The sequence below is a fragment of the Aeromonas sp. sif0611 genome, assembly GCF_019218845.1.
GTDB classification, from domain to species: Bacteria; Pseudomonadota; Gammaproteobacteria; order Enterobacterales; family Aeromonadaceae; genus Aeromonas; species Aeromonas media.
Genome location: NZ_JAHUWU010000011.1, coordinates 42,011 through 61,954, shown reverse-complemented (window position 1 = coordinate 61,954; position 19,944 = coordinate 42,011). Strand labels below are relative to the sequence as shown.

Genomic DNA, 19,944 nt, shown 5'->3' with positions numbered 1-19,944 from the left:
TTACGGCCGTGTCGTTGGGCGCCAATCCTCGCCGCCAGCCTCTAGGCCTGCGCATGTGGCTCGGTATCACAAGCGTTGCAGTGGCCGGTGATGAGCTGGCGCTCTGGCGGGTCAGACGTCCGAATGTACTGAAGAGGTGAGGGCACCAGGGTGCCCTCATGTCGGTTCAACTTACAACCCAGTGATGAGAGGTGGCAGCCCGGCTGTCGCATTTTTTCTATGCCAAACGAATTTGAACAAGCGATGGCCGCCCTGCACCGCGAAGGGGTGATCGCCTATGCCACCGAGGCCGTCTTTGGCCTGGGATGTGATCCCGACTCCGAGGCTGCGGTACGGCGCCTGCTGGCCATCAAGCAGCGTCCGGTGGAGAAGGGCCTGATCCTGATCGCCGCCGATCTGACCCAACTGCAGGATTACATCGATCTGAGCCAGATTAGCAACGAGCAACTTGCTCGTGTGCAGGCGAGCTGGCCCGGCCCCTTCACCTGGATCATGCCTGCCCGTGCGACCACGCCGGCCTGGCTGACCGGGCAGTTCGATACCCTGGCTGTGCGCGTCACGGCCCATCCTCAGGTGCAGGCCCTGTGCCGTGCCTTTGGCAAGCCACTGGTTTCTACCAGTGCCAACCTGACCGGCGAGGAGCCTGCCCGTCGGGTCGTGGACATTGGTGATGCGTTGGCAAGTCAGCTGGCCTATATCCTGCCCGGTGAGGTAGGGGGGCAGGCCAATCCATCCGAGATCAAGGACGCCCGTACCGGCGCCATCATTCGTCCCTCCTGAGGGGCGGCAAGTGCCTGATTTGCAGTCATGACGGGCGATGTGCTCATGGCGTGACACCACAATATAAAATGGACGGGACGATCAAGATCCTGCCTGACTGGAGACAAGATGAGCAAACCGGATGTGGCCCAGGTCAAGGCCTTCCTGCTGCAGTTGCAGGACGAGATCTGTCGGGGACTGGAGCAGGCTGACGGCGCCGGACACTTTGTGGAGGATGCCTGGCGCCGCGAAGGCGGTGGTGGAGGCCGTACCCGGGTGCTGCGCCATGGCGCTGTGATCGAGCAGGGCGGGGTCAACTTCTCCCATGTCTATGGCGATGCCATGCCGGCGTCGGCGACCGCTCACCGCCCCGAATTGGCTGGCCGCAAGTTCGAGGCCATGGGGGTCTCGCTGGTGATCCATCCACACAACCCCTATGTGCCGACCAGCCATGCCAACGTCCGTTTCTTCATCGCCGAGAAAGAGGGCGAGGCGCCCATCTGGTGGTTTGGCGGTGGTTTCGATTTGACACCCTTCTATCCGTTTGCCGAGGATGTGCAGCACTGGCATCAGGTCTCCCGTGATCTCTGCCATCCCTTTGGTGCGGAGATCTACCCCGAGTTCAAATCCTGGTGCGATCGCTACTTCTTCCTCAAGCATCGCAACGAGACCCGGGGGGTGGGTGGCCTCTTCTTCGATGATCTGAACCGCTGGCCCTTTGCCGACTGCTTCGCCTTTATGCAGGCAGTAGGTCGGGGTTATCTCGATGCCTATCTGCCCATCGTCGAGCGACGCAAGGCGCTGCCCTATGGTGAGCGGGAGCGGGCGTTCCAGCTCTATCGCCGCGGCCGTTACGTAGAGTTCAATCTGGTGTATGACAGGGGTACCCTGTTCGGGCTGCAGACTGGTGGACGCACCGAGTCGATCCTGATGTCGATGCCACCCCTGGCCCGCTGGGAGTATGACTGGCAGCCGGAGGCGGGTAGCCCCGAGGCCTTGCTCTATACCGACTACCTCACGCCACGAGAGTGGCTGTGACTCGAGGGGCCATGACGGGCCCCTTTTTACTGGCCGATATTCGGCTTGTTCCCGACTGAGAAAACCCGTTAAATCGGGTGATGACCCTCTGATGGAACTCTTTGATGGATCGTTATCTGGTTTTTGGCCACCCGGTGCGCCACAGCAAGTCCCCCTTCATTCATACCCTGTTCGCCAGACAGACCCAGCAAGAGCTGGAGTATGGGCTGGCCGAGCCCGCCGTCGACGAGTTTGCCGCTACCCTGCGCAGCTTCTTTGCCAAGGGAGGCAAGGGGTGCAATGTCACAGTGCCCTTCAAGGAGCAGGCGTTCGCTCTGGTCGATCGACTCAGTCCAAGGGCCAAGCGGGCAGGAGCGGTCAATACCATCAAGCTGACGGATGATGGTGTGCTGCTGGGGGACAACACCGATGGAGCCGGGCTGGTAGCCGATCTCAAGTCCCATGGGGTGACGCTGGCAGGCAGCCGGATCCTGTTGCTGGGGGCAGGCGGTGCGGCTCGCGGTGCACTGGCGCCACTGCTGGCGGAGAAGCTGGACGAGTTGGTCATCGCCAACCGCACGCACGCAAAAGCGGAGCAGCTGGCTGCCGAATTTCACGATCTGGGGCCCGTGACCGCCCAGACCTATGAGCAGTTGGCTGGGCCGTTCGATCTCATCATTAATTCCACCTCCGCCAGTCTGCAAGGGGAGCTGCCACCGCTGGCGCCTGCCCTGATCCACGTTGATATCGCTATCTACGACATGATGTACGGTGCGACGGATACGGCCTTCATCGGTTGGGCCAAGCAGCATGGCGCCCGTCAGACCATGGATGGGCTCGGCATGCTGGTGGAGCAGGCCGCCGAAGCATTTACCGTGTGGCGTGGCATCCGGCCTGGTACCAAGCAGGTGTTGAGAGAGCTGAAGCGCAACCTGGGCACCTTGTAGGTCGGTTCGCTTATCAATCCGGTGGGGAGTGGAACAACCGTGAATGTGCAGTCCGGCAGACGGGCTCTGGCAATTTCACCCTCTGGTTTATGAACAGAACATCTCTCTTCCTCGGGGAGAGTGCTCCCCGCAGGTAGGGGCGTGAAGTTGTCACTATTTTGAAATGGGATTTAAATCGATAAATAACAATGGGTTACTATGCTTTCAAGCTTGCATCGTTCGCGGTTATTAAGTTTTTTCTCAAAGCAGCGGAACTTGTGCGAAATGGTGCTGACTAACTAGATAGTTGAGGAAGTGCTAGCTAGTCACCTTTATAACTCCCCGGTATTTATACTGGGGATTTTTTTATCCATTTGAAAAATATAGAAATTTACCTCTCTCATCTTAAGTGAAACTAAATTACATAAATTACTTTCACTTTCTGCTGCTTTGCTGTACAGTTATCAGCGTAGGGTACAGAGGTAAGATGTTCTATCTTTCAGACCTTTTATTTCACGTAATTGAATGTGGCTGAATAGCAGCCCCGATGAGTCATCGTCGGGGTGTTTTTTTTATGCAAAATATTTAGAGTAAATGCTTTAAATCGAGTAATCTTTTGTTAGAATAGGGATGTTTCTTGAGGAAAACCAATCGTCTTTGTTCTCGAGAACTCGCTTTTTCCCAATTTTTTGAACTCATTTCTTCAGGCCGGCCCGCGACAGCGAGACTGGCCTCATTTTTATCCCTTCCTATTCCTTTCTTGTAATAAATTTTCAGTTTTGTTGATGCTCGGTATTATTTCCGGCTTGTCTGGCGGGAAAAATGAAAACGGTGTCAAGGAGGGGGGAAGTTAATTTTCACAACAGCCTAATCTTCTATCTCTCTGATTAAAAAGACTTATAAGCTATAGGGATGGGTTGTAACAGAAGGGGACGTGGGGGCTGGCCCGGGCAGGAGAAAACTGAAAGTCTTTCAATCAGCGGAGGGCCAACTCCGCTCATTGCAGCAAGAAGAGGAGCGGTTTACTCCTCGATCTGGTGGTCTTCTTCCGTGTCGGTCTGAGTGGTTTCGGCATTGGATAGATACCAGCCGCTCAGAGTCTGGGCCAACTTCTCGACACCTATGTTGTTGAGGGAGGAGAAGGCTTCAACCTGGATCTGCGGACCCAGTTCGGCTACTGCCTGGCGCACCTTTATCACCTGATTGTTGCGGGGACCCGGGCTCAGTTTGTCTGCCTTGGTCAGCAGCAGCATCACCGGCAACTCGCGGTGTGAGCTCCATTCCAGCATGTTCATGTCGGTCTCTTTGAGCGGATGGCGAATGTCCATCAGGATCACCAGACCTTTCAAGGATTCGCGGCGCTGCAGGTATTCAGCCAGTGACTTCTGCCACTTGAGCTTCATTTCCAGCGGAACCTGCGCATAACCGTAGCCCGGCAAGTCGACCAGGCGCTTGCCCGGCTCCAGTTCAAACAGGTTGATCAGCTGGGTACGACCCGGTGTCTTACTGGTCCGTGCCAGGTTCTTGTGTTTGGTCAAGGTATTCAATGCAGATGATTTACCGGCGTTGGAACGCCCGGCAAACGCAATCTCGACACCCCCATCATTTGGCAGGTGACGGATGTCGGGTGCGCTGGTCACAAAATGCACCTTATTGAAATTCAGAGTTTGTGTATCCAACGTAAATTCCCCATAGAGATAGAGGGTTATAGAGTTACTTTTTTGTGAAATCGTGTAAAATGGCGTCGCTTAAACGCGTTTATTTTAACATGCCTTCAGCGGCATGGGATCTGGAAGTCTAATAACGAGAAAGTTGGAACGCCATGAAGAACCTAGTCATTACACTTGCTCTGATGGTTGGCGTAACTGGGATGGCACAAGCCAAGGGCGATGCCGCTGCGGGACAAACCAAGGCTGCCGTCTGTGCGGCCTGTCATGGACCGGACGGCAACAGCCCAGTCGACATGTATCCCAAGATTGCTGGTCAGCACGCATCATATATCAAAAAACAATTAGTTGAACTGAAGGCTGCAGCTTCTGGCCAAACTGGTCGGGTTGCTCCCATCATGGGACCCATGGCGTTGCCTCTGTCCGATCAGGACATGGACGACCTGGCCGCCTACTTCTCCAGCCAGAAGGTGACTCCGGTTGCCGTGCCCGATGACGTGGTTGCCGCAGGCAAGGCGCTCTATATGGGAGGCGACATGGAACGTGGTCTGGCCGCTTGTACCGCCTGCCATGGTCCGCGCGGTTCCGGCGTCGAGCAGGCCAAGTATCCCAGCTTGTCCGGGCAGCACCCTGCGTATATCAAGGCGCAGCTCACTGCCTTCCGTGCGGCAGCCCGTGACAATGACCCCAATGGCATGATGCGGGATGTGGCCAAGAAGCTGACGGATCAGGACATCGAGGCGCTCTCCAAATACGTGGCGGGTCTGCACTGATAGGGTCCTGAATCTATCTTGTTGAAAATAACAGGGAACTATCAAGGTTCCCTGTTATTTTTTGGGGCTTCCGGCGCCATGCCTGCAAATGCCCTGCATTGTTGTAAGAGATCCCCCATTTTCGAGTCCGGTCGGGGCTGAAACAGTGTTAAGCCTTCGATGCAGAAGCTATAACTTTCAATACGTTAAAAATGAGATGGCCACTTATCTTCGTTTGAAAGAATGCCGAGTGGATTGAGCCCTACTGCGAAATTGTTACAGTGAGCGTATGGAATGACCGGACGAGCTGTCGGTTCGTGCCGGGGTGGCCAGGGAGTCGGCTCAGCAGGCAAGTGATGAGCTACGGAGTCAAAGACCAGGATGGTGACCGCCAGGGATGAGCGGGGCTGCGGGAGGCAACCACCCCAGAAAGATGACCGGATGTTGTCAGCATGGGTTAGACAAGCACACGCACATTCAGGATCGAGCAACAAGGGTCAGGAAGACCCAACGACATGATGCGCAGAGGTACGCCCAGGGATAAGGCGATTTGCAGCCAGGAAATGGGACTCGCGTGACAGGATCAAGGCAGCTTAGGCTGCCTTTTTTCTGTTGAGTCATTAACCCGCCAAGGCATTCTGTGTCAAAATACCAGCAACATGCCCAGAGGATGCCGATCCTGCGGTGTTCAGCGACCCAATATGGTCGAATTGGTGCGGGATCCCACTCTTGTTCCAGATTTACTGTTCCCCGCTTCAGCATCCTCCCCGGACGAAACAATCCCGGGGGTTTCAATCCAGTTATTTGTCGGAGTCATTCATGTCGGCCAAACAACCCACCCGCAAGCCTACCGGCAAGCGCAAAGAATCAGATGCCAGTGCCCTGGAAGGCCGTGAGCGCAAACGCGCCGCCAAGCGCAAGGGCTTGAAGGCGGGCTCCCGTCAGCAGGTCGAGCAGGGCAACAAGGGCGGCAATGGCAAGCAGGCCAAGGATCCGCGTATCGGCTCCCGCAAGCCGGTTGTGCTGATCGTGGAAGAGAAGCAGAGCAAGCCGGTGGCCCCCAAGCCGCAAAAAGAGAAGAGGTTGGTGATGACACCCGAGCAGGAGCTGGCCTCCATCGAGAATGATGATCGCCTGAACGATCTGCTGGATCGACTTGATGCCGGTGAAACCCTGGAAGCGGCCGAGCAGGCCTGGGTCGATCAGCGTGTCGATCGCTATCAGGAGCTGATGGACGAGCTCGGCATCATAGACACCGACGAAGATGACGACGGTGATTTTGATGACGTCGAGTATGAAGAGCCGAGACAGCCGGCCTCCGAGGAGGAGCTGTGGGAGCGTTTCAGCCAGGTTGACTATCAGCCTGAACCCAAGCCCGAGCCGAAGAAGAAGTGATGAGTGGATGGATGCTGGCCGCCCTGCTGGGGGGCCTTGTCTTGCTGGGGCTGGCTGTCTATGCCGGCACCCTGCTGGCGCGTCTCAAGCGTCAGCACGACATGCAGCGACAGGCCATTGCGGCCCGCAACGAGCGCATCCTCGACAGCGTCAGGGTGATCGCCCATGCGGTACGGGATGGTCAGTGCGACTACTCGGAGGGGGCCATCCGGCTGACCAACCTGCTGGATGCCTTGCAGATCAAGGAAGGGCGAGCCTTCGCCAGTGAATTCCCCGGTCTCTATGGCCTCTACGAGAAGGTGAAGGAGATGCCGACTCACGAGGCGAGGCGAGCCCTCAAGCGCAACGAAGTGATGAAGATGGATCTCGAGCGCAGCGGCTACGAGGCCGAGCTGGAGGCGCAGATCCTCAAGGATGTCGCCCGACTGAAGGACTTTCAGTTAAGCCGGTGAGCCCTGGATAACTAAGAAAGAGGAAGCAAGCGTGCAAGCAGAACAGATTGTGTGGGATCAGGCCCTGATCGAGAAATATAACTACAGCGGCCCACGTTACACCTCCTATCCCACCGCATTGGAGTTCAACGAGGGCTTCGGTTATCCGGACTTCGTCCAGGCCGCGGGCCAGTATCCGGCGCGCAATCTGTCGCTCTACGTGCACATCCCCTTCTGCCACAAGCTGTGCTACTACTGCGGCTGCAACAAGGTGATCACCCGTCACCAGCACAAGGCCGATCAATACCTCGATTACCTCGAGCAGGAGATCAAGGCACAGGCCCCCCTGTTCAAGGACCGGCTGGTGACCCAGCTGCACTGGGGCGGCGGTACCCCCACCTACCTGAACGAGGGGCAAACCCGTCGCCTGATGGCCATCTTGCGGGAGCACTTCCAGTTTGCGGATGCAGGGGAGATCAGCATCGAGGTCGACCCGCGCGAGATCGAACTCTCCATGCTGGATGTGCTGCGGGAGCTCGGTTTCAACCGCATCAGCCTCGGCGTGCAGGATTTCAACAAGGCGGTCCAGGTCGCGGTCAACCGTGAGCAGGACAACGACTTCATCCGCGCCATGCTGGAGCGCGCCCGATCATTGGGGTTCCGCTCCACCAATCTCGACCTCATCTACGGCCTGCCGCACCAGAACCGGGAGAGCTTCCACCACACCCTAGAGGAAGTTCTCAAGACGGATCCAGCCCGTCTCTCCATCTTCAACTATGCGCACCTGCCGAGCCGCTTTGCCGCCCAGCACAAGCTGAAGGAGGAAGACATGCCGGCCCCTCGGGAGAAGCTGGCCATGCTGCAGGACACCATCGCCTTCCTCACCGGTCAGGGTTATCAGTTCATCGGCATGGATCACTTCGCCAAGCCCGATGACGAACTGGCGGTGGCCCAGCGCGAGGGCAAGCTGCATCGCAACTTCCAGGGCTATACCACCCAGGGGGATTGCGATCTGCTGGGGTTGGGGGTCTCTTCCATCAGCATGATGGGGGATGCCTACTCCCAGAATCAGAAGGATCTCAAGACCTATTACGCCCAGGTGGAGACGCTCGGTCATGCCCAGTGGAAGGGGTGCTCCCTCAACCGGGACGATCTGATCCGCCGCGAGGTGATCAAGCGCCTCATCTGCGACTTCTCCCTGAACTTCGCCGCCGTCGAGCAGGCCCATGGTCTGGTCTTCAAGGAGTATTTCGCCGAGGACCTCAAGCTGCTGCAGACCTTCATCGATGATGGCCTGGTGCGTATGAACGACGACGGGCTGGAGGTGGTCTCCACCGGTCAGCTGCTCATTCGCAACATCTGCATGTGCTTCGACGTCTACCTGCGCAGCAAGGCGCGTCAGCAGCAGTTCTCCCGGGTGATCTGAGCCGTCGGTCGGCGCTGAACATAAAAAAACCGCCTCTCGGCGGTTTTTTTATTGGGCTTGCCAGCACTCAGCGCTGAGCCGCGCGGGCGCTCAGTTCGGCCTTCTCGGCCTCGCTCAGGAAGGCCAACATCAGACCATTGCGCTGGGCGGTGCGGATCTCGCTCTCCGTCATGCCGGCGGCCGGGGCGGCCACCTCGTATTCGTGGGGCAGGTCGATGCCTTCCACTGCGGGATCGTCTGTGTTGAGGCAGGCCAGCACGCCGGCGGCCAGGAACTGGCGGATCGGGTGATCGCTGAGGCTGGCGACCGTGGTGGTCTGGATGTTGGAGGTGAGGCAGGACTCGATGCCGATGCGGTGCTCCGCCAGATAGGCCATCAGGGCCGGGTCCTGGATGGCCTTGACGCCGTGACCGATACGCTCGGCGCCGAGATCGCGAATGGCCTGCCACATGCTCTCGGGGCCGGCCGCTTCACCGGCGTGCACCGTCACCCGCATGCCCGCATCCCGCACCTTGCGGAAGTGATCGGTGAAGAGTGTGCCCGGGAAGCCCAGCTCATCACCGGCCAGATCGATGGCGACCAGCTTGTCGCGATGGGCCAGGCAGGCTGCCAGCTCCTTGTTGCACTGTTCGGTGCCGAAGGTGCGACTCATGATTCCGATCAGGTTGGTCTTGATGCCGAAGTCGCGGCTGCCAGCGGCCACGCCGTCTATGATGGCTTCCACCACCCCCTGCGGGTGCAGCTTGTGGGCCATCGCCATGTAGGCGGGGCTGAAGCGCAGCTCGGCATAGTCGATACCCGCACGCAGCAGATCTTCCACGTTCTCGTATGCGACTCGGCGGCAGGCGTCGTAATCGGCCAGCACGGCCACGCCCCAGTCCAGTTTCTTCAGGAAGGCCACCAGACTCGGCTCGTTCTCGACGATCTGCACGTGAGGGCGCAGGGCTTCCAGCTCATCGGCTGGCAGCGGGATGTTGTGCAGGCGACCCAGCTCGAGAATGGTCTGCGGACGGATGTTGCCATCCAGATGGCGGTGCAGGTCGGTCAGGGGGAGGGATCTGTCAATCATGGTGGCGCCTTCTGCGAGTCGGGTTGGAAAGCCTGCCATTCTAGGCGGGGATCTTGAAAAAGATACCCCGTTTGCGGGCAAACGGGGTGTGATTGGTCAGGCTTTCCCTCAAGGCGTGATGGGAATCGTTTTTCCCGAGGACTCAGGGGATATCGAGTTCCTTGAGCTTGCGGGTCAGGGTATTGCGACCCCAGCCGAGCAGGCGGGCGGCCTCCTGCTTGTGGCCATGGGTGTGCTCCAGCGCCGTCTCCAGCATGATCCGCTCGAATTGGGGCATGGCATCGGCCAGGATGTCGGTCTCCCCCAGCGCCAGCTTGGCGCCCACCCAGTCCTGTAGTTGTTGCTGCCAGCCACCGGTCAGCGCGGGCTGGCCTGGTTCCGCCGTGCTGGTAATGGGGGTCAGCAGCTCTGTGGGCAGATCGCCGACCAGCACCTCCTGGCCCGACGCCATCACGGTCAGCCAGCGGCAGACGTTCTCCAGCTGGCGCACATTGCCCGGCCAGGGTAGACGGCTGATATAGGTCTGGGTATCGGGGTGCAGGCTCTTGGCCTCCACGTTCAGCTCCTTGGCGGCTCTGAGCAGGAAGTGCTGGGCCAGCTGAGGTATGTCCTCCCGTCGCTCCTTGAGGGCGGGAATGTGGATGCGGATGACGTTGAGGCGGTGGAACAGATCCTCCCGAAATTCGCCGTCGGCGACCCGCCTCTCCAGATTCTGGTGGGTGGCGGCGATGATCCGCACATCCACCTGTACCGGTTGATGGCCGCCGACCCGGTAGAACTGGCCGTCCGCCAGCACCCGCAGCAACCGGGTCTGGACGTCCAGGGGCATGTCACCTATCTCATCGAGAAACAAAGTGCCGCCGTCTGCCTGCTCGAAGCGGCCGTGACGTATGTTGTTGGCGCCGGTGAAGGCCCCCTTCTCATGGCCGAACAGTTCGGATTCGATAAGATCCTTCGGGATGGCGGCCATGTTGAGGGCGATGAAATTCTTGTGGGCGCGTGGGCTGTGCTTGTGCAGGGCATGGGCGACCAGCTCCTTGCCGGTGCCGCTCTGGCCGTTGATGAGTACCGAGATGCTGGAGCGCGACAGCCGGCCGATGGCACGAAACACCTCCTGCATGGCGGGGGCCTCACCGATGATCTCCGGGGTTGTGGTGGCCTCCTGCTGGCGCGCCTTGCGCTTGGTGCGCTGCTCTTTCAGATGATTCTCGGCGCGGCGCACCAGGGTGACCGCCTCGTCGATGTCGAACGGCTTGGGCAGGTATTCGAAGGCGCCGCGCTGGTAGGCGTTAACCGCGCTGTCGAGATCCGAGTGGGCCGTCATGATGATGATGGGCAGATCGGCCTGGCGGCGGTGGATCTGCTCCAACAGGCTGAGGCCATCTATGCCCGGCATGCGGATATCGGAGAGGATCACGTCCGGTGAGCGCATCTCCAGCGAGCTCAGCAGGGCTTCGCCATCGGCAAAGCTCTCGCATTCGAAGCCTTCGCTGCCAAGGGTGCGCTCCAGGACCCACCGGATGGAGCTGTCGTCATCGACGATCCACACTTTTGCTGTCATGAGGTTCCCTTACTTGCGAAGTGGTAGGTAGATGGTGAATTCGGTGTGGCCGGGCCAGCTGATGCAGTCGATGCGTCCCTTGTGCTGATCGATCAGATTCTGGGCGATGGAGAGGCCAAGGCCGGTGCCACCCTCCTTGCCAGTGATCATGGGATAGAAGAGGGTGTCGCGAATGGCATCGGGAATGCCGGGGCCGTTGTCGATGATCTTGATCTCGGCGGCCAGGCGATAGCGCTGACCATGAATGGTGATCTGGAAGGCGGTGCGGGTCTTGATGCGAATGAGCCCGGTCTGATCACCGAGGGCCTCGGCGGCATTGCGGACTATGTTGAGAAACGCCTGCTGCAGCTGGTCCGGCTCCATCTCAAACTCGGGAATGCTGGGGTCGTAATCTCGCTCGATGCGGATCTGGGGCGGCAGTTCCAGATCCACCAGGCGGCGCACCTGCTCCAGTACCGAATGCACATTGTGCATCTGATGGCGTCCCGGCCGCTGGGGGCCGAGCAGCCGATCGACCAGCACCCGCAGGCGGTCGGCCTGCTCGATGATGATACCGGTGTATTCGCGCAGGGCCGGGTCCGGCAGCTCCTTTTGCAGTAGCTGGGCCGCGCCGCGCAGGCCCCCGAGGGGGTTCTTGATCTCGTGGGCCAGCCCGCGCACCAGCTCCTTGGCGGCTTGCTGCTGGGCATGTTGCTGCAGCTCCTGGCTGATCTTCTTCTGCTGATCGATCTTGCGCAGCTCCACCACCATCAACCGCTGCTCATGGTCGGCCATGGGGCTTACGCTGATCTCCACCAGCCTGGGCTCTCCCTCCACCACCAGGGTGACTTCGCTGTCGGTGAAGCCCTGCCCTGAAATGAGGCACTGCTTGAATCGTTGCAGGTCGAGGGAGATGTGCTCCAGCAGATGGGGCAGTTCGATCCCGATCAGTCGCCGTTCGCTGAGGGACAGCAGCTGTTCGGCCGCCGGGTTGACGAATTGAATGCAGAGCCGTTCATCCATCAGGATGACGGCGGTCAGCAGGTTGTCCAAGAGTGTCTTGGCGTGATCCAGGCGGGTTGGCACAGGTTTCTCCCTAAAACGGTGCTTTACACCTATTATGCACCGATATGGTGCATTGAGTTTACCCGCATCGGTGCGTCACATCACCCCTAATTGGCCTTGGGGGTGGCTTTGGGAGCCTGATTCACAGTCGTTCTATGCAGGTAAAAGGTGGCTGCTTTGGATTTAGCAAGGATCGTACCGTCTTTGGCGAGGAGCTCGAGCCGCGCCTCGTAGGCGCCACGATCCAGGTTCTCCACCCGGATGGCCAGGCTGTTGTGAACGAGGGGAATGGCCTTGTCGTTCAGCAGCAGGCGCACGTCATATTGCACCGGCGCCTGGGGATGGACCTGTGCCTGGAAGACGATGTTGCCCGTGTTGTCGCGCAGTGTGCTGCCCGGCTCGGGGGAGAGCAGCTCTATCTCCAGAGGGGCGGCTTCCAGAGCCTTCCTTGCATCGACACCGGTCAGATGGTTGAAATCATCGACCTGAACCGAATGGGGTGAGGTACCGATGAGGGGGGAGACCCGCAGGTCTAATTCCCTGGCGTTCTTGCCGGGGGGAGGGGCGTCTGTGTAATGCGTTACCCCTTGGGGATCGACCCAGGAATAGACTCTGGCCGCCTGGGCGGTGCAGGAGATCATCAGCAAGAGGCCCAGCGTCCATGTCGGGTGTACTTTTTTCATCCATCTCTCCTTGACGGGGTTCACCTTAATCCTATCAGAGAAAAAAATGTCGGGCCTATTGTCGGATGTGCGGTGAAGCATGGACTCGATGAGCCGGACGACTCTGAGGCATCATGCCATGAGTCATGATATTTCAGCCCCTTAGATAAAAAACCCGCCAGATGGCGGGTTTGTCATGATGAAGCAATGGGCACCGGATTAAACGGAGTAATACAGCTCGAACTCCAGTGGGTGCGGGGTCATGCGGACACGATCCACGTCATGCTGCTTCAGCTCCAGGTAGGAGTTGATGAAGTCGTCGCTGAACACGCCGCCACGGGTCAGGAATTCGCGATCAGCATCCAGTGCGGACAGGGCTTCGTCCAGGGAACCGGCAACGGTCGGCACTTCTGCGGCTTCTTCCGGCGGCAGGTCATACAAGTTCTTGTCCATGGCATCGCCCGGATGGATCTTGTTGATGATGCCGTCCAGACCGGCCATCAGCTGGGCTGCGAAGGCGAGGTAGGGGTTGGCAGCCGGATCCGGGAAGCGCACTTCGATGCGGCGGGCTTTCGGGCTCGGCACCACCGGGATACGGATGGAGGCAGAGCGGTTGCGGGCGGAGTAGGCCAGCATGACAGGGGCTTCATAGCCCGGCACCAGACGCTTGTAAGAGTTGGTGGTCGGGTTGGCGAAGGCGTTGATGGCCTTGGCGTGCTTGATGATGCCGCCGATGTAGTGCAGTGCCATCTCGGACAGACCGCCGTACAGGTCGCCGGCGAACAGGTTGACGCCGTTCTTGGCCAGGGACTGGTGGCAGTGCATGCCGGAGCCGTTGTCACCGAACATGGGTTTCGGCATGAAGGTGACAGTCTTGTTGTAGGCGTGGGCCACGTTGTGGATCACGTACTTCAGGACCTGCACTTCGTCGGCCTTCAGGGTAAGGGTGTTGAAGCGAGTGGCGATCTCGTTCTGACCGGCAGTGGCCACTTCGTGGTGGTGAGCCTCAACGACCTGGCCCATCTCTTCCAGCACCAGACACATGGCGGCACGGATGTCCTGGGAGGAGTCAACCGGCGCAACCGGGAAGTAACCACCCTTGACGAAGGGACGGTGACCCTTGTTGCCGTGCTCGTACTCGGTACCCGAGTTCCAGGCAGCTTCTTCGGATTCGATCTTCACGAAGCTGTGGCCCATGGTGTTGGAGAAGGTGATGTTGTCGAACATGAAGAATTCCGGCTCCGGCCCGAACAGCACGGTGTCAGCGATGCCGCTGGCTTTCAGGAAATCTTCGGCACGCTTGGCGATGGAGCGCGGATCGCGGTCATAGCCTTGCATGGTGGCAGGTTCAAGCACGTCACAGACGATGTTCAGCGTGGTCTCTTCGGTGAACGGGTCCAGTTTGGCGGAGGCCGGATCCGGCATCAGCACCATGTCAGACTCGTTGATGCCCTTCCAGCCGCCGATGGAGGAGCCATCGAACATCTTGCCGTCTTCGAAGAAGTCTTCGTCGACCTGGTGGGAGGGAATGGATACGTGCTGCTCTTTACCCTTGGTGTCGGTAAAACGCAGATCAACAAACTTGACTTCGTGTTCCTGGATCAGGGCCAAAACGTTCTGGGCTGACATGCTAAGTAACCTCCGGTGTTAAAACTCTTTGGGTGAATGCGTCATCACATTCACATAAGCCAGTATCGTGCCAAGTTTGTGACAGCTTGATTTCAGGGCATTTGCACCGTTTCAGGCTGCCGGGACACCCGCTTTCATGCTTGGTTGCGCTTCAAAGTGGTGCAACCTTGGATCGTTTTGGTGCACCATCGTGGTGCGCCAGCACGATCAGCCACCATCTAAGCAGGCTTTCAGCATGGGGTCTATGATCCTGATCCCCTGTTGTGCGCGAATGGTCTGCAATTATGCTAGGCAGATCACAAAGGCGAGAGTACAATTAGCGCCCAATTTTACCCGGTGATTGAGGCGAGAATGTTAGAGAATTTACGCAATATTGCGATTATTGCGCACGTAGACCACGGCAAAACTACCCTGGTTGATAAGCTGCTGCAGCAGTCTGGAACCCTGGACCGTACCACTGATGGTCAAGAGCGTCTGATGGATTCCAACGATCTGGAAAAGGAACGTGGTATTACCATTCTCGCCAAGAACACTGCGATCCGCTGGAATGACTACCGCATCAACATCGTCGATACCCCGGGTCACGCCGACTTCGGTGGTGAAGTTGAGCGCGTCATGTCCATGGTTGACTCCGTGCTGCTGCTGGTCGACGCCGTTGACGGTCCGATGCCGCAAACCCGTTTCGTGACCCAGAAAGCCTTCGCCCAGGGTCTGAAGCCTATCGTTGTCATCAACAAAATCGACCGTCCGGGTGCGCGTCCTGACTGGGTAATGGACCAGGTATTCGACCTGTTCGACAACCTGGGTGCCACCGATGAGCAACTGGACTTCAAGGTTGTTTACGCCTCTGCACTGAACGGTTGGGCCACCCTGGACCAGAGCGTCGAGTCCGATAACATGGAACCCCTGTTCCAGGCCATCGTTGACAACGTCGAGCAGCCGAAGGGTGACCCCGCCGGTGGCTTCCAGATGCAGATCTCCCAGCTGGACTACAACTCCTACGTCGGTGTTATCGGTATCGGCCGCATCACCCGTGGTCGCGTCAAGACCAACCAGCAGGTCACCATCGTCGGTGCCAACGGCAAGAACCGTACCGGCAAGGTTGGTCAGGTGCTGGGTTACCTGGGTCTGTCCCGTACCGAAGTGGCCGACGCGCAAGCGGGCGACATCATCGCCATCACCGGTCTGGGCGAGCTGAAGATCTCCGACACCATCTGTGACAACAATGCCGTCGAAGCCCTGCCGCCGCTCTCTGTTGACGAGCCGACCGTGAACATGACCTTCCAGGTCAACACCTCACCGTTCGCCGGTAAAGAAGGCAAGTTCGTGACCTCCCGCAACATTCTGGAGCGTCTGAACCAGGAGCTGGTCCACAACGTGGCCCTGCGCGTGGAAGAGACCGAAGATCCGGACAAGTTCCGCGTCTCCGGCCGTGGTGAATTGCACCTGTCCATCCTGATCGAAAACATGCGTCGTGAAGGTTACGAGCTGGCGGTATCCCGTCCGGAAGTTATCCTGCGCACCGTTGACGGCGTTCTGCACGAGCCGTTCGAAACCGTTACCGTGGACGTAGAAGAGATCCACCAGGGTTCCGTCATGGAGCAACTCGGCCTGCGTAAGGGCGAGATGACCAACATGACCCCGGATGGCAAGGGTCGTGTCCGTCTCGACTTCATGATCCCTAGCCGTGGCTTGATCGGTTTCCAGACCGAGTTCCTGACCATGACTTCAGGTACCGGTCTGCTGTACCACACCTTCGACCATTACGGTCCGCACAAGGGTGGCAGCATCGGTGAGCGTCAGAACGGCGTGCTGATCTCCAACGCTACCGGCAAGGCCCTGACCTTCGCCCTGTTCGGTCTGCAAGACCGTGGTCGTCTGTTCATCGGTCACGCGACCGAAGTGTACGAGGGCCAGGTGATCGGGATCCACTCCCGCTCCAACGACCTGACCGTCAACTGCCTGAAAGGCAAGCAGCTGACCAACATGCGTGCCTCCGGTACCGACGAAGCCCAGGTGCTGACTCCGCCGATCCGCATGACCCTGGAGCAGGCTCTCGAGTTCATCGACAATGATGAGCTGGTTGAGATCACGCCGAAGGCCATCCGTATCCGCAAGAAACTGCTGACCGAGATGGATCGCAAGCGCGCCGGTCGTGCTTGATTGATAGCTGTTCATCGACAGACCAAAGAGAGGCCTTATGGCCTCTTTTTTTATGGTCGCGTGGTAGCTTCTCGCCTCCGGGATGGCACCGAACCGGCTCATGGGTGGTCAGATGGGCACCCTATCTGACACAATATCTGCATGATGACGCTTACGAGAATCAAGATGCAGCAGCAAATCCGCGGCCGCCTGGCCCACGCACTCTCCTTCTTGCGCCACGATGGTGCCCATTTCGCCCAGTTTGTCTGGGGCCGTTTCCAGCAGGACAGGCTGACGGTCACCGCCGGCTACCTGGCCTATGTGACCCTGCTCTCTCTGGTGCCCATGGTTGCCGTGGTGTTCGGCATGATGTCGGCCTTCCCGGTGTTCCAGACCCTGAAACAGCAGATGGAACAGTTCGTCTATCACAACTTCGTGCCCACCGCCGGCGAGATGCTCAAGGAATACATAGACGGCTTCGTGGCCAATGCCACCAACACCACTGCGGTCGGCATCGGCGCCCTGATAGTGGTGGCCCTGATGTTGATCTCGGCCATCGACAAGAACCTCAACTACATCTGGCGCTCGACCCAGAATCGACCGCTGGCTCAGGCCTTCGCCATGTACTGGATGATCCTGACCCTGGGCCCCGTGCTTATCGGGGCCAGTCTCGCTATCTCCTCCTACATACTGTCGCTGAAGCTGTTTGCCGCTGACAGCCTATTTGGCGCCGGCTATCTGGTGCTGCGCAGCCTGCCGTTCCTGTTTTCTGTGTTCGGCTTCCTGCTTATCTATACGGTGGTGCCCAACTGCAAGGTGCGGCTGACCCACGCCTTGATCGGCGCCCTGGTGGCGGCCACCCTGTTCGAACTGGCCAAGCGCGGCTTCGCCATCTACATCACCAACTTTCCCTCTTATCAGGCCATCTACGGCGCCCTGGCGACCATCCCCATTCTGTTCGTCTGGGTCTATCTGAGCTGGTTGGTGGTGTTGCTCGGCGCCGAGACCACCGCCTGCCTGGGGGAATACGAGAAACCGGGAGCAGAGGAGCTGGCTTGAGGCCTGCCTTCCATCGTGTGCCGGACCCCGGGTGGGAAAGGCGTTGGCCCGGGCAGGGTATTTATTGGTAGCATCAACGACCGCTCCCGTCATGACGACGGCGGCGGTCGTTCTGTTTTGAGAGGAGAGGGATGTGATTGCATTGATTCAGCGGGTATCCGAGGCCAGCGTGACCGTCGAGGGAGAAGTGACCGGGGCCATAGGACAAGGGCTGCTGGTACTGCTCGGGGTAGAGCAGGGGGACGATGAGGCCAAGGCCGACAAGCTGCTGCACAAGGTGAGTGGCTATCGCATCTTCTCCGATGCAGAGGGCAAGATGAACCTCAACGTGGGCCAGGTCGGGGGCAGCTTGCTGGTAGTCTCCCAGTTCACCCTGGCGGCGGATACCGGCAAGGGGATGCGACCCAGCTTCTCCGGCGGTGCCCACCCGAGCGATGCCGAGCGGCTCTACGACTACTTCGTTGCCCGGGCCAGGGAGAGCTGCGTGCCGACCGAGACGGGACGCTTTGCCGCCGACATGAAAGTCAGGCTGCTCAACGACGGCCCCGTGACCTTCTGGCTGCAGGTGTAGGCGTCATTGCTGGCGCCCGGGTTGCGCTAGCTGTTCACCCTGTCGAGGGCTCTCGCGGCGACCCGCCAGCAAGAGTTAGGGGCCCGCAGCAGGTCCTAGGCGCTCAGATTGGTGGCGTGCAGTATGACGTTGCGATAGCCCGGCACCCCGTGGACCGTGGTGGGGCCTATCCACTCCTCGGCCAGCTTTTTGGCCTGAGCCAGTTCGAGATGGGTCCGTGGCAACAGATTGATGATGAGAGTGCCGCGCAGGCAGTTGGCCAGCGCTTGATAGATGGGAGCCTGGAACAGCAGCAGGGGATTGCCGTCCTGGCTGAACAGGTCCAGCAGCACCAGGTCGTACTGCTCCTGGCTCTCCAGCAGGAAGTGCAGTGCATCGGCGTGGTGCAACCGTGGCGCACCCCCAGTTGAGGGCAGGAAAAACTGCTGGAACAGGGTGAGGATCTCGGCGTCCAGATCCACGCAGTCGTGGCGGGCCTCGGGCCAGCGCGCCCCCAGATGACGGGTGAGATCCCCCCCTCCGAGCCCCAGCTCCAGGATCCGGCTCGCCTGTGCGGGCAGCCGCTCGGCGATGCTCTGCTGATGGGGCAGGCAGAGGTGTTCCGGTTGGCTCAGGCTCATGGCGGATTGCACCACGCCGTCCATTTCCAGCCAGCGGTGGCGGGCATTTTCCAGGATGGAGAGGCGGCGTTCGGGTTTGGCGCTGAGGTGCAATAAGTGATCGGCTTGGTACGCTTGCAGATTGAAGTCCATGAATTTGCACGGCAAGATGGCTTTCGACCAGTGTAACTCAAGGATGTCGCTATGTACCGGGTGGTCACCCCTCAAACGCCAGCGGAGCTGGATGCCAGCTACCCGCTGCGCCGGGAGTCATTGTTGCGCAAGCCCTTCAATCTGCCCGTTGGCGCAAACTCAAGGATCTCTTTATGTATCGGGTAGTCACCCCAGAAACACCAGCGGAGCTGGATGCCTACTACCAGTTGCGCTGGGAACTACTGCGCAAGCCTTTCAATCTGCCCGTGGGCTCCGAGCGTGACGAATACGATACCGTCGCCATTCATCGGCTGATGCTGGCCGAAGACGGCACCCCCATCGCCGTCGGCCGCCTCTTCATCGGGGGTGACGAGGCCCAGATCCGCTTTATGGCGCTGCGTCCGGAGTTTCGCGGTCAGGGGCTGGGAGCCCGCATGGTGGAGGATCTCGAACAGCTGGCCCGTGACGAGAAGGTGAAACGGCTGGTGATGAACGCACGCCAGGAGGCGGTGGAGTTCTATCGCAGGTGCGGTTTTCTCGAGGTGGGTGAGGGGCCCGTCTCCTTCGGCCGCATTCCCCATCGTCAGATGATCAAATCCATCAGCCCGCTGCAGACCATACAGTATCGCCCCGAGTGGTGTCAGGATCTCACCACCCGCTGGTCGAGGGGGATCCCCATCAGCGAGAAGATGGGGGTGCACATCACCCACTACGATGGCCAGACCTTCCACCTCAAGGCCAACCTGGCGGCCAACCTCAACGTCCACGACACCATGTTTGCCGGCAGCATTTACAGTCAGTGCGTGCTGGCGGGCTGGGGCCTCATCTGGCTGCAACTCAAGGAGGCCGGTCTGGGCGGGGATACTGTGCTGGCGGAGGGCAACATCAAATACTACAGACCCGTGAGCGAGGAGCCTGAGGCCAGGGTCGCCCGGGAGGGGATGCCCGCCGTGCTGGCGCCGCTGAAGAACGGGGAGTCCGCCAAGTTCAGCCTGCGGGTGCAGCTGTTCAGCGGCCGCAAGCTGGCGGTGGAGTTTGTCGGCCAGTACGTGGTGCTGCCCATCAAGCGGGCGGGGCACTGA

18 protein-coding genes are annotated in these 19,944 nt (G+C 59.3%); 11 read left to right on the top strand and 7 right to left on the bottom strand.

Annotation, left to right across the window (positions count from 1 at the left end):
- Positions 1–219: 219 nt before the first annotated feature.
- The 3 genes from KW824_RS19095 to aroE all read left to right on the top strand — a co-directional run bounded on the left by KW824_RS19095 (position 220) and on the right by aroE (position 2,723).
- Entirely contained in the window at positions 220–780 is a 561-nt protein-coding gene (locus tag KW824_RS19095) for a Sua5/YciO/YrdC/YwlC family protein (RefSeq protein ID WP_218410737.1), read from the top strand.
- A gap of 108 nt (positions 781–888) precedes the next feature.
- Complete coding sequence (gene hemF / locus KW824_RS19090; protein ID WP_218410735.1) at positions 889–1,797, top strand: oxygen-dependent coproporphyrinogen oxidase; 909 nt, start codon at positions 889–891, stop codon at positions 1,795–1,797.
- 104 nt (positions 1,798–1,901) lie between these two features.
- A complete protein-coding gene (gene aroE, locus KW824_RS19085; RefSeq protein ID WP_218410733.1) occupies positions 1,902–2,723 on the top strand; it encodes a shikimate dehydrogenase in 822 nt (273 codons plus the stop codon).
- A gap of 1,001 nt (positions 2,724–3,724) precedes the next feature.
- Here aroE and yihA read toward each other — a convergent pair.
- Positions 3,725–4,381 (bottom strand): ribosome biogenesis GTP-binding protein YihA/YsxC, encoded by a 657-nt coding sequence (yihA, locus tag KW824_RS19080; RefSeq protein WP_042648889.1) that lies wholly within the window; start codon positions 4,379–4,381, stop codon positions 3,725–3,727.
- Positions 4,382–4,524: 143 nt separating this feature from the next.
- Here yihA and KW824_RS19075 point away from each other — a divergent pair, with 143 nt between their 5' ends.
- The 4 genes from KW824_RS19075 to hemN all read left to right on the top strand — a co-directional run bounded on the left by KW824_RS19075 (position 4,525) and on the right by hemN (position 8,373).
- Positions 4,525–5,142 carry a cytochrome c gene (locus KW824_RS19075; protein ID WP_041206664.1) on the top strand — a complete coding sequence of 206 codons (618 nt, stop codon included), beginning with the start codon at positions 4,525–4,527 and terminating at the stop codon, positions 5,140–5,142.
- Between the two features lie 798 nt (positions 5,143–5,940).
- Positions 5,941–6,516: a Der GTPase-activating protein YihI gene (gene yihI / locus KW824_RS19070; protein ID WP_182786877.1), complete on the top strand. Its 576-nt coding sequence runs from the start codon at positions 5,941–5,943 to the stop codon at positions 6,514–6,516.
- A gap of 11 nt (positions 6,517–6,527) precedes the next feature.
- Complete coding sequence (locus KW824_RS19065; protein WP_005326204.1) at positions 6,528–6,968, top strand: DUF2489 domain-containing protein; 441 nt, start codon at positions 6,528–6,530, stop codon at positions 6,966–6,968.
- Positions 6,969–6,999: 31 nt separating this feature from the next.
- Positions 7,000–8,373 carry an oxygen-independent coproporphyrinogen III oxidase gene (gene hemN / locus KW824_RS19060; RefSeq protein ID WP_041206665.1) on the top strand — a complete coding sequence of 458 codons (1,374 nt, stop codon included), beginning with the start codon at positions 7,000–7,002 and terminating at the stop codon, positions 8,371–8,373.
- A gap of 67 nt (positions 8,374–8,440) precedes the next feature.
- On the opposite strand, the gene add is transcribed toward hemN, so the two are convergent.
- From add to glnA, 5 genes are all read right to left on the bottom strand, one after another.
- Positions 8,441–9,442 (bottom strand): adenosine deaminase, encoded by a 1,002-nt coding sequence (gene add, locus KW824_RS19055; RefSeq protein WP_161506774.1) that lies wholly within the window; start codon positions 9,440–9,442, stop codon positions 8,441–8,443.
- A 142-nt stretch (positions 9,443–9,584) separates the two neighbouring features.
- A complete protein-coding gene (gene glnG / locus KW824_RS19050; protein WP_161506775.1) occupies positions 9,585–11,003 on the bottom strand; it encodes a nitrogen regulation protein NR(I) in 1,419 nt (472 codons plus the stop codon).
- 9 nt (positions 11,004–11,012) lie between these two features.
- Positions 11,013–12,068, bottom strand: a complete 1,056-nt coding sequence (gene glnL / locus KW824_RS19045) for a nitrogen regulation protein NR(II) (protein WP_042648883.1) — start codon at positions 12,066–12,068, stop codon at positions 11,013–11,015.
- An 86-nt stretch (positions 12,069–12,154) separates the two neighbouring features.
- Entirely contained in the window at positions 12,155–12,730 is a 576-nt protein-coding gene (locus KW824_RS19040) for a DUF4124 domain-containing protein (RefSeq protein WP_218410732.1), read from the bottom strand.
- 198 nt (positions 12,731–12,928) lie between these two features.
- Complete coding sequence (glnA, locus tag KW824_RS19035) at positions 12,929–14,338, bottom strand: glutamate--ammonia ligase (protein WP_025325354.1); 1,410 nt, start codon at positions 14,336–14,338, stop codon at positions 12,929–12,931.
- A 351-nt stretch (positions 14,339–14,689) separates the two neighbouring features.
- Here glnA and typA point away from each other — a divergent pair, with 351 nt between their 5' ends.
- The 3 genes from typA (at position 14,690) to dtd (ending at position 18,110) form a co-directional block, all read left to right on the top strand.
- Positions 14,690–16,501, top strand: coding sequence for a translational GTPase TypA (gene typA, locus KW824_RS19030; RefSeq protein WP_041206669.1), 1,812 nt, complete (start codon positions 14,690–14,692; stop codon positions 16,499–16,501).
- Between the two features lie 165 nt (positions 16,502–16,666).
- Positions 16,667–17,539: a virulence factor BrkB family protein gene (locus KW824_RS19025; RefSeq protein ID WP_042648881.1), complete on the top strand. Its 873-nt coding sequence runs from the start codon at positions 16,667–16,669 to the stop codon at positions 17,537–17,539.
- Between the two features lie 133 nt (positions 17,540–17,672).
- On the top strand, positions 17,673–18,110 hold the full coding sequence (gene dtd, locus KW824_RS19020) for a D-aminoacyl-tRNA deacylase (RefSeq protein ID WP_218410731.1): 438 nt from the start codon (positions 17,673–17,675) through the stop codon (positions 18,108–18,110).
- A gap of 95 nt (positions 18,111–18,205) precedes the next feature.
- Here the strand turns inward: dtd and KW824_RS19015 are convergent, their stop codons facing one another.
- On the bottom strand, positions 18,206–18,862 hold the full coding sequence (locus KW824_RS19015; protein ID WP_218410730.1) for a spermidine synthase: 657 nt from the start codon (positions 18,860–18,862) through the stop codon (positions 18,206–18,208).
- A 173-nt stretch (positions 18,863–19,035) separates the two neighbouring features.
- On the opposite strand from KW824_RS19015, the gene KW824_RS19010 reads away from it, so the two are divergent.
- Entirely contained in the window at positions 19,036–19,944 is a 909-nt protein-coding gene (locus KW824_RS19010) for a bifunctional GNAT family N-acetyltransferase/hotdog fold thioesterase (RefSeq protein ID WP_161506778.1), read from the top strand.

Excerpts from the sequence above, each read along its gene's own strand:
- KW824_RS19095 (WP_218410737.1), top strand. The coding sequence starts at position 220 with ATGCCAAACGAATTTGAACAAGCGATGGCCGCCCTGCACCGCGAAGGG.
- hemF (WP_218410735.1), top strand. The coding sequence starts at position 889 with ATGAGCAAACCGGATGTGGCCCAGGTCAAGGCCTTCCTGCTGCAGTTG.
- aroE (WP_218410733.1), top strand. The coding sequence starts at position 1,902 with ATGGATCGTTATCTGGTTTTTGGCCACCCGGTGCGCCACAGCAAGTCC.
- KW824_RS19075 (WP_041206664.1), top strand. The coding sequence starts at position 4,525 with ATGAAGAACCTAGTCATTACACTTGCTCTGATGGTTGGCGTAACTGGG.
- yihI (WP_182786877.1), top strand. The coding sequence starts at position 5,941 with ATGTCGGCCAAACAACCCACCCGCAAGCCTACCGGCAAGCGCAAAGAA.
- KW824_RS19065 (WP_005326204.1), top strand. The coding sequence starts at position 6,528 with ATGCTGGCCGCCCTGCTGGGGGGCCTTGTCTTGCTGGGGCTGGCTGTC.
- add (WP_161506774.1), bottom strand. The coding sequence starts at position 9,442 with ATGATTGACAGATCCCTCCCCCTGACCGACCTGCACCGCCATCTGGAT.
- glnG (WP_161506775.1), bottom strand. The coding sequence starts at position 11,003 with ATGACAGCAAAAGTGTGGATCGTCGATGACGACAGCTCCATCCGGTGG.
- KW824_RS19040 (WP_218410732.1), bottom strand. The coding sequence starts at position 12,730 with ATGAAAAAAGTACACCCGACATGGACGCTGGGCCTCTTGCTGATGATC.
- glnA (WP_025325354.1), bottom strand. The coding sequence starts at position 14,338 with ATGTCAGCCCAGAACGTTTTGGCCCTGATCCAGGAACACGAAGTCAAG.
- typA (WP_041206669.1), top strand. The coding sequence starts at position 14,690 with ATGTTAGAGAATTTACGCAATATTGCGATTATTGCGCACGTAGACCAC.
- KW824_RS19025 (WP_042648881.1), top strand. The coding sequence starts at position 16,667 with ATGCAGCAGCAAATCCGCGGCCGCCTGGCCCACGCACTCTCCTTCTTG.
- KW824_RS19015 (WP_218410730.1), bottom strand. The coding sequence starts at position 18,862 with ATGGACTTCAATCTGCAAGCGTACCAAGCCGATCACTTATTGCACCTC.
- KW824_RS19010 (WP_161506778.1), top strand. The coding sequence starts at position 19,036 with ATGTATCGGGTAGTCACCCCAGAAACACCAGCGGAGCTGGATGCCTAC.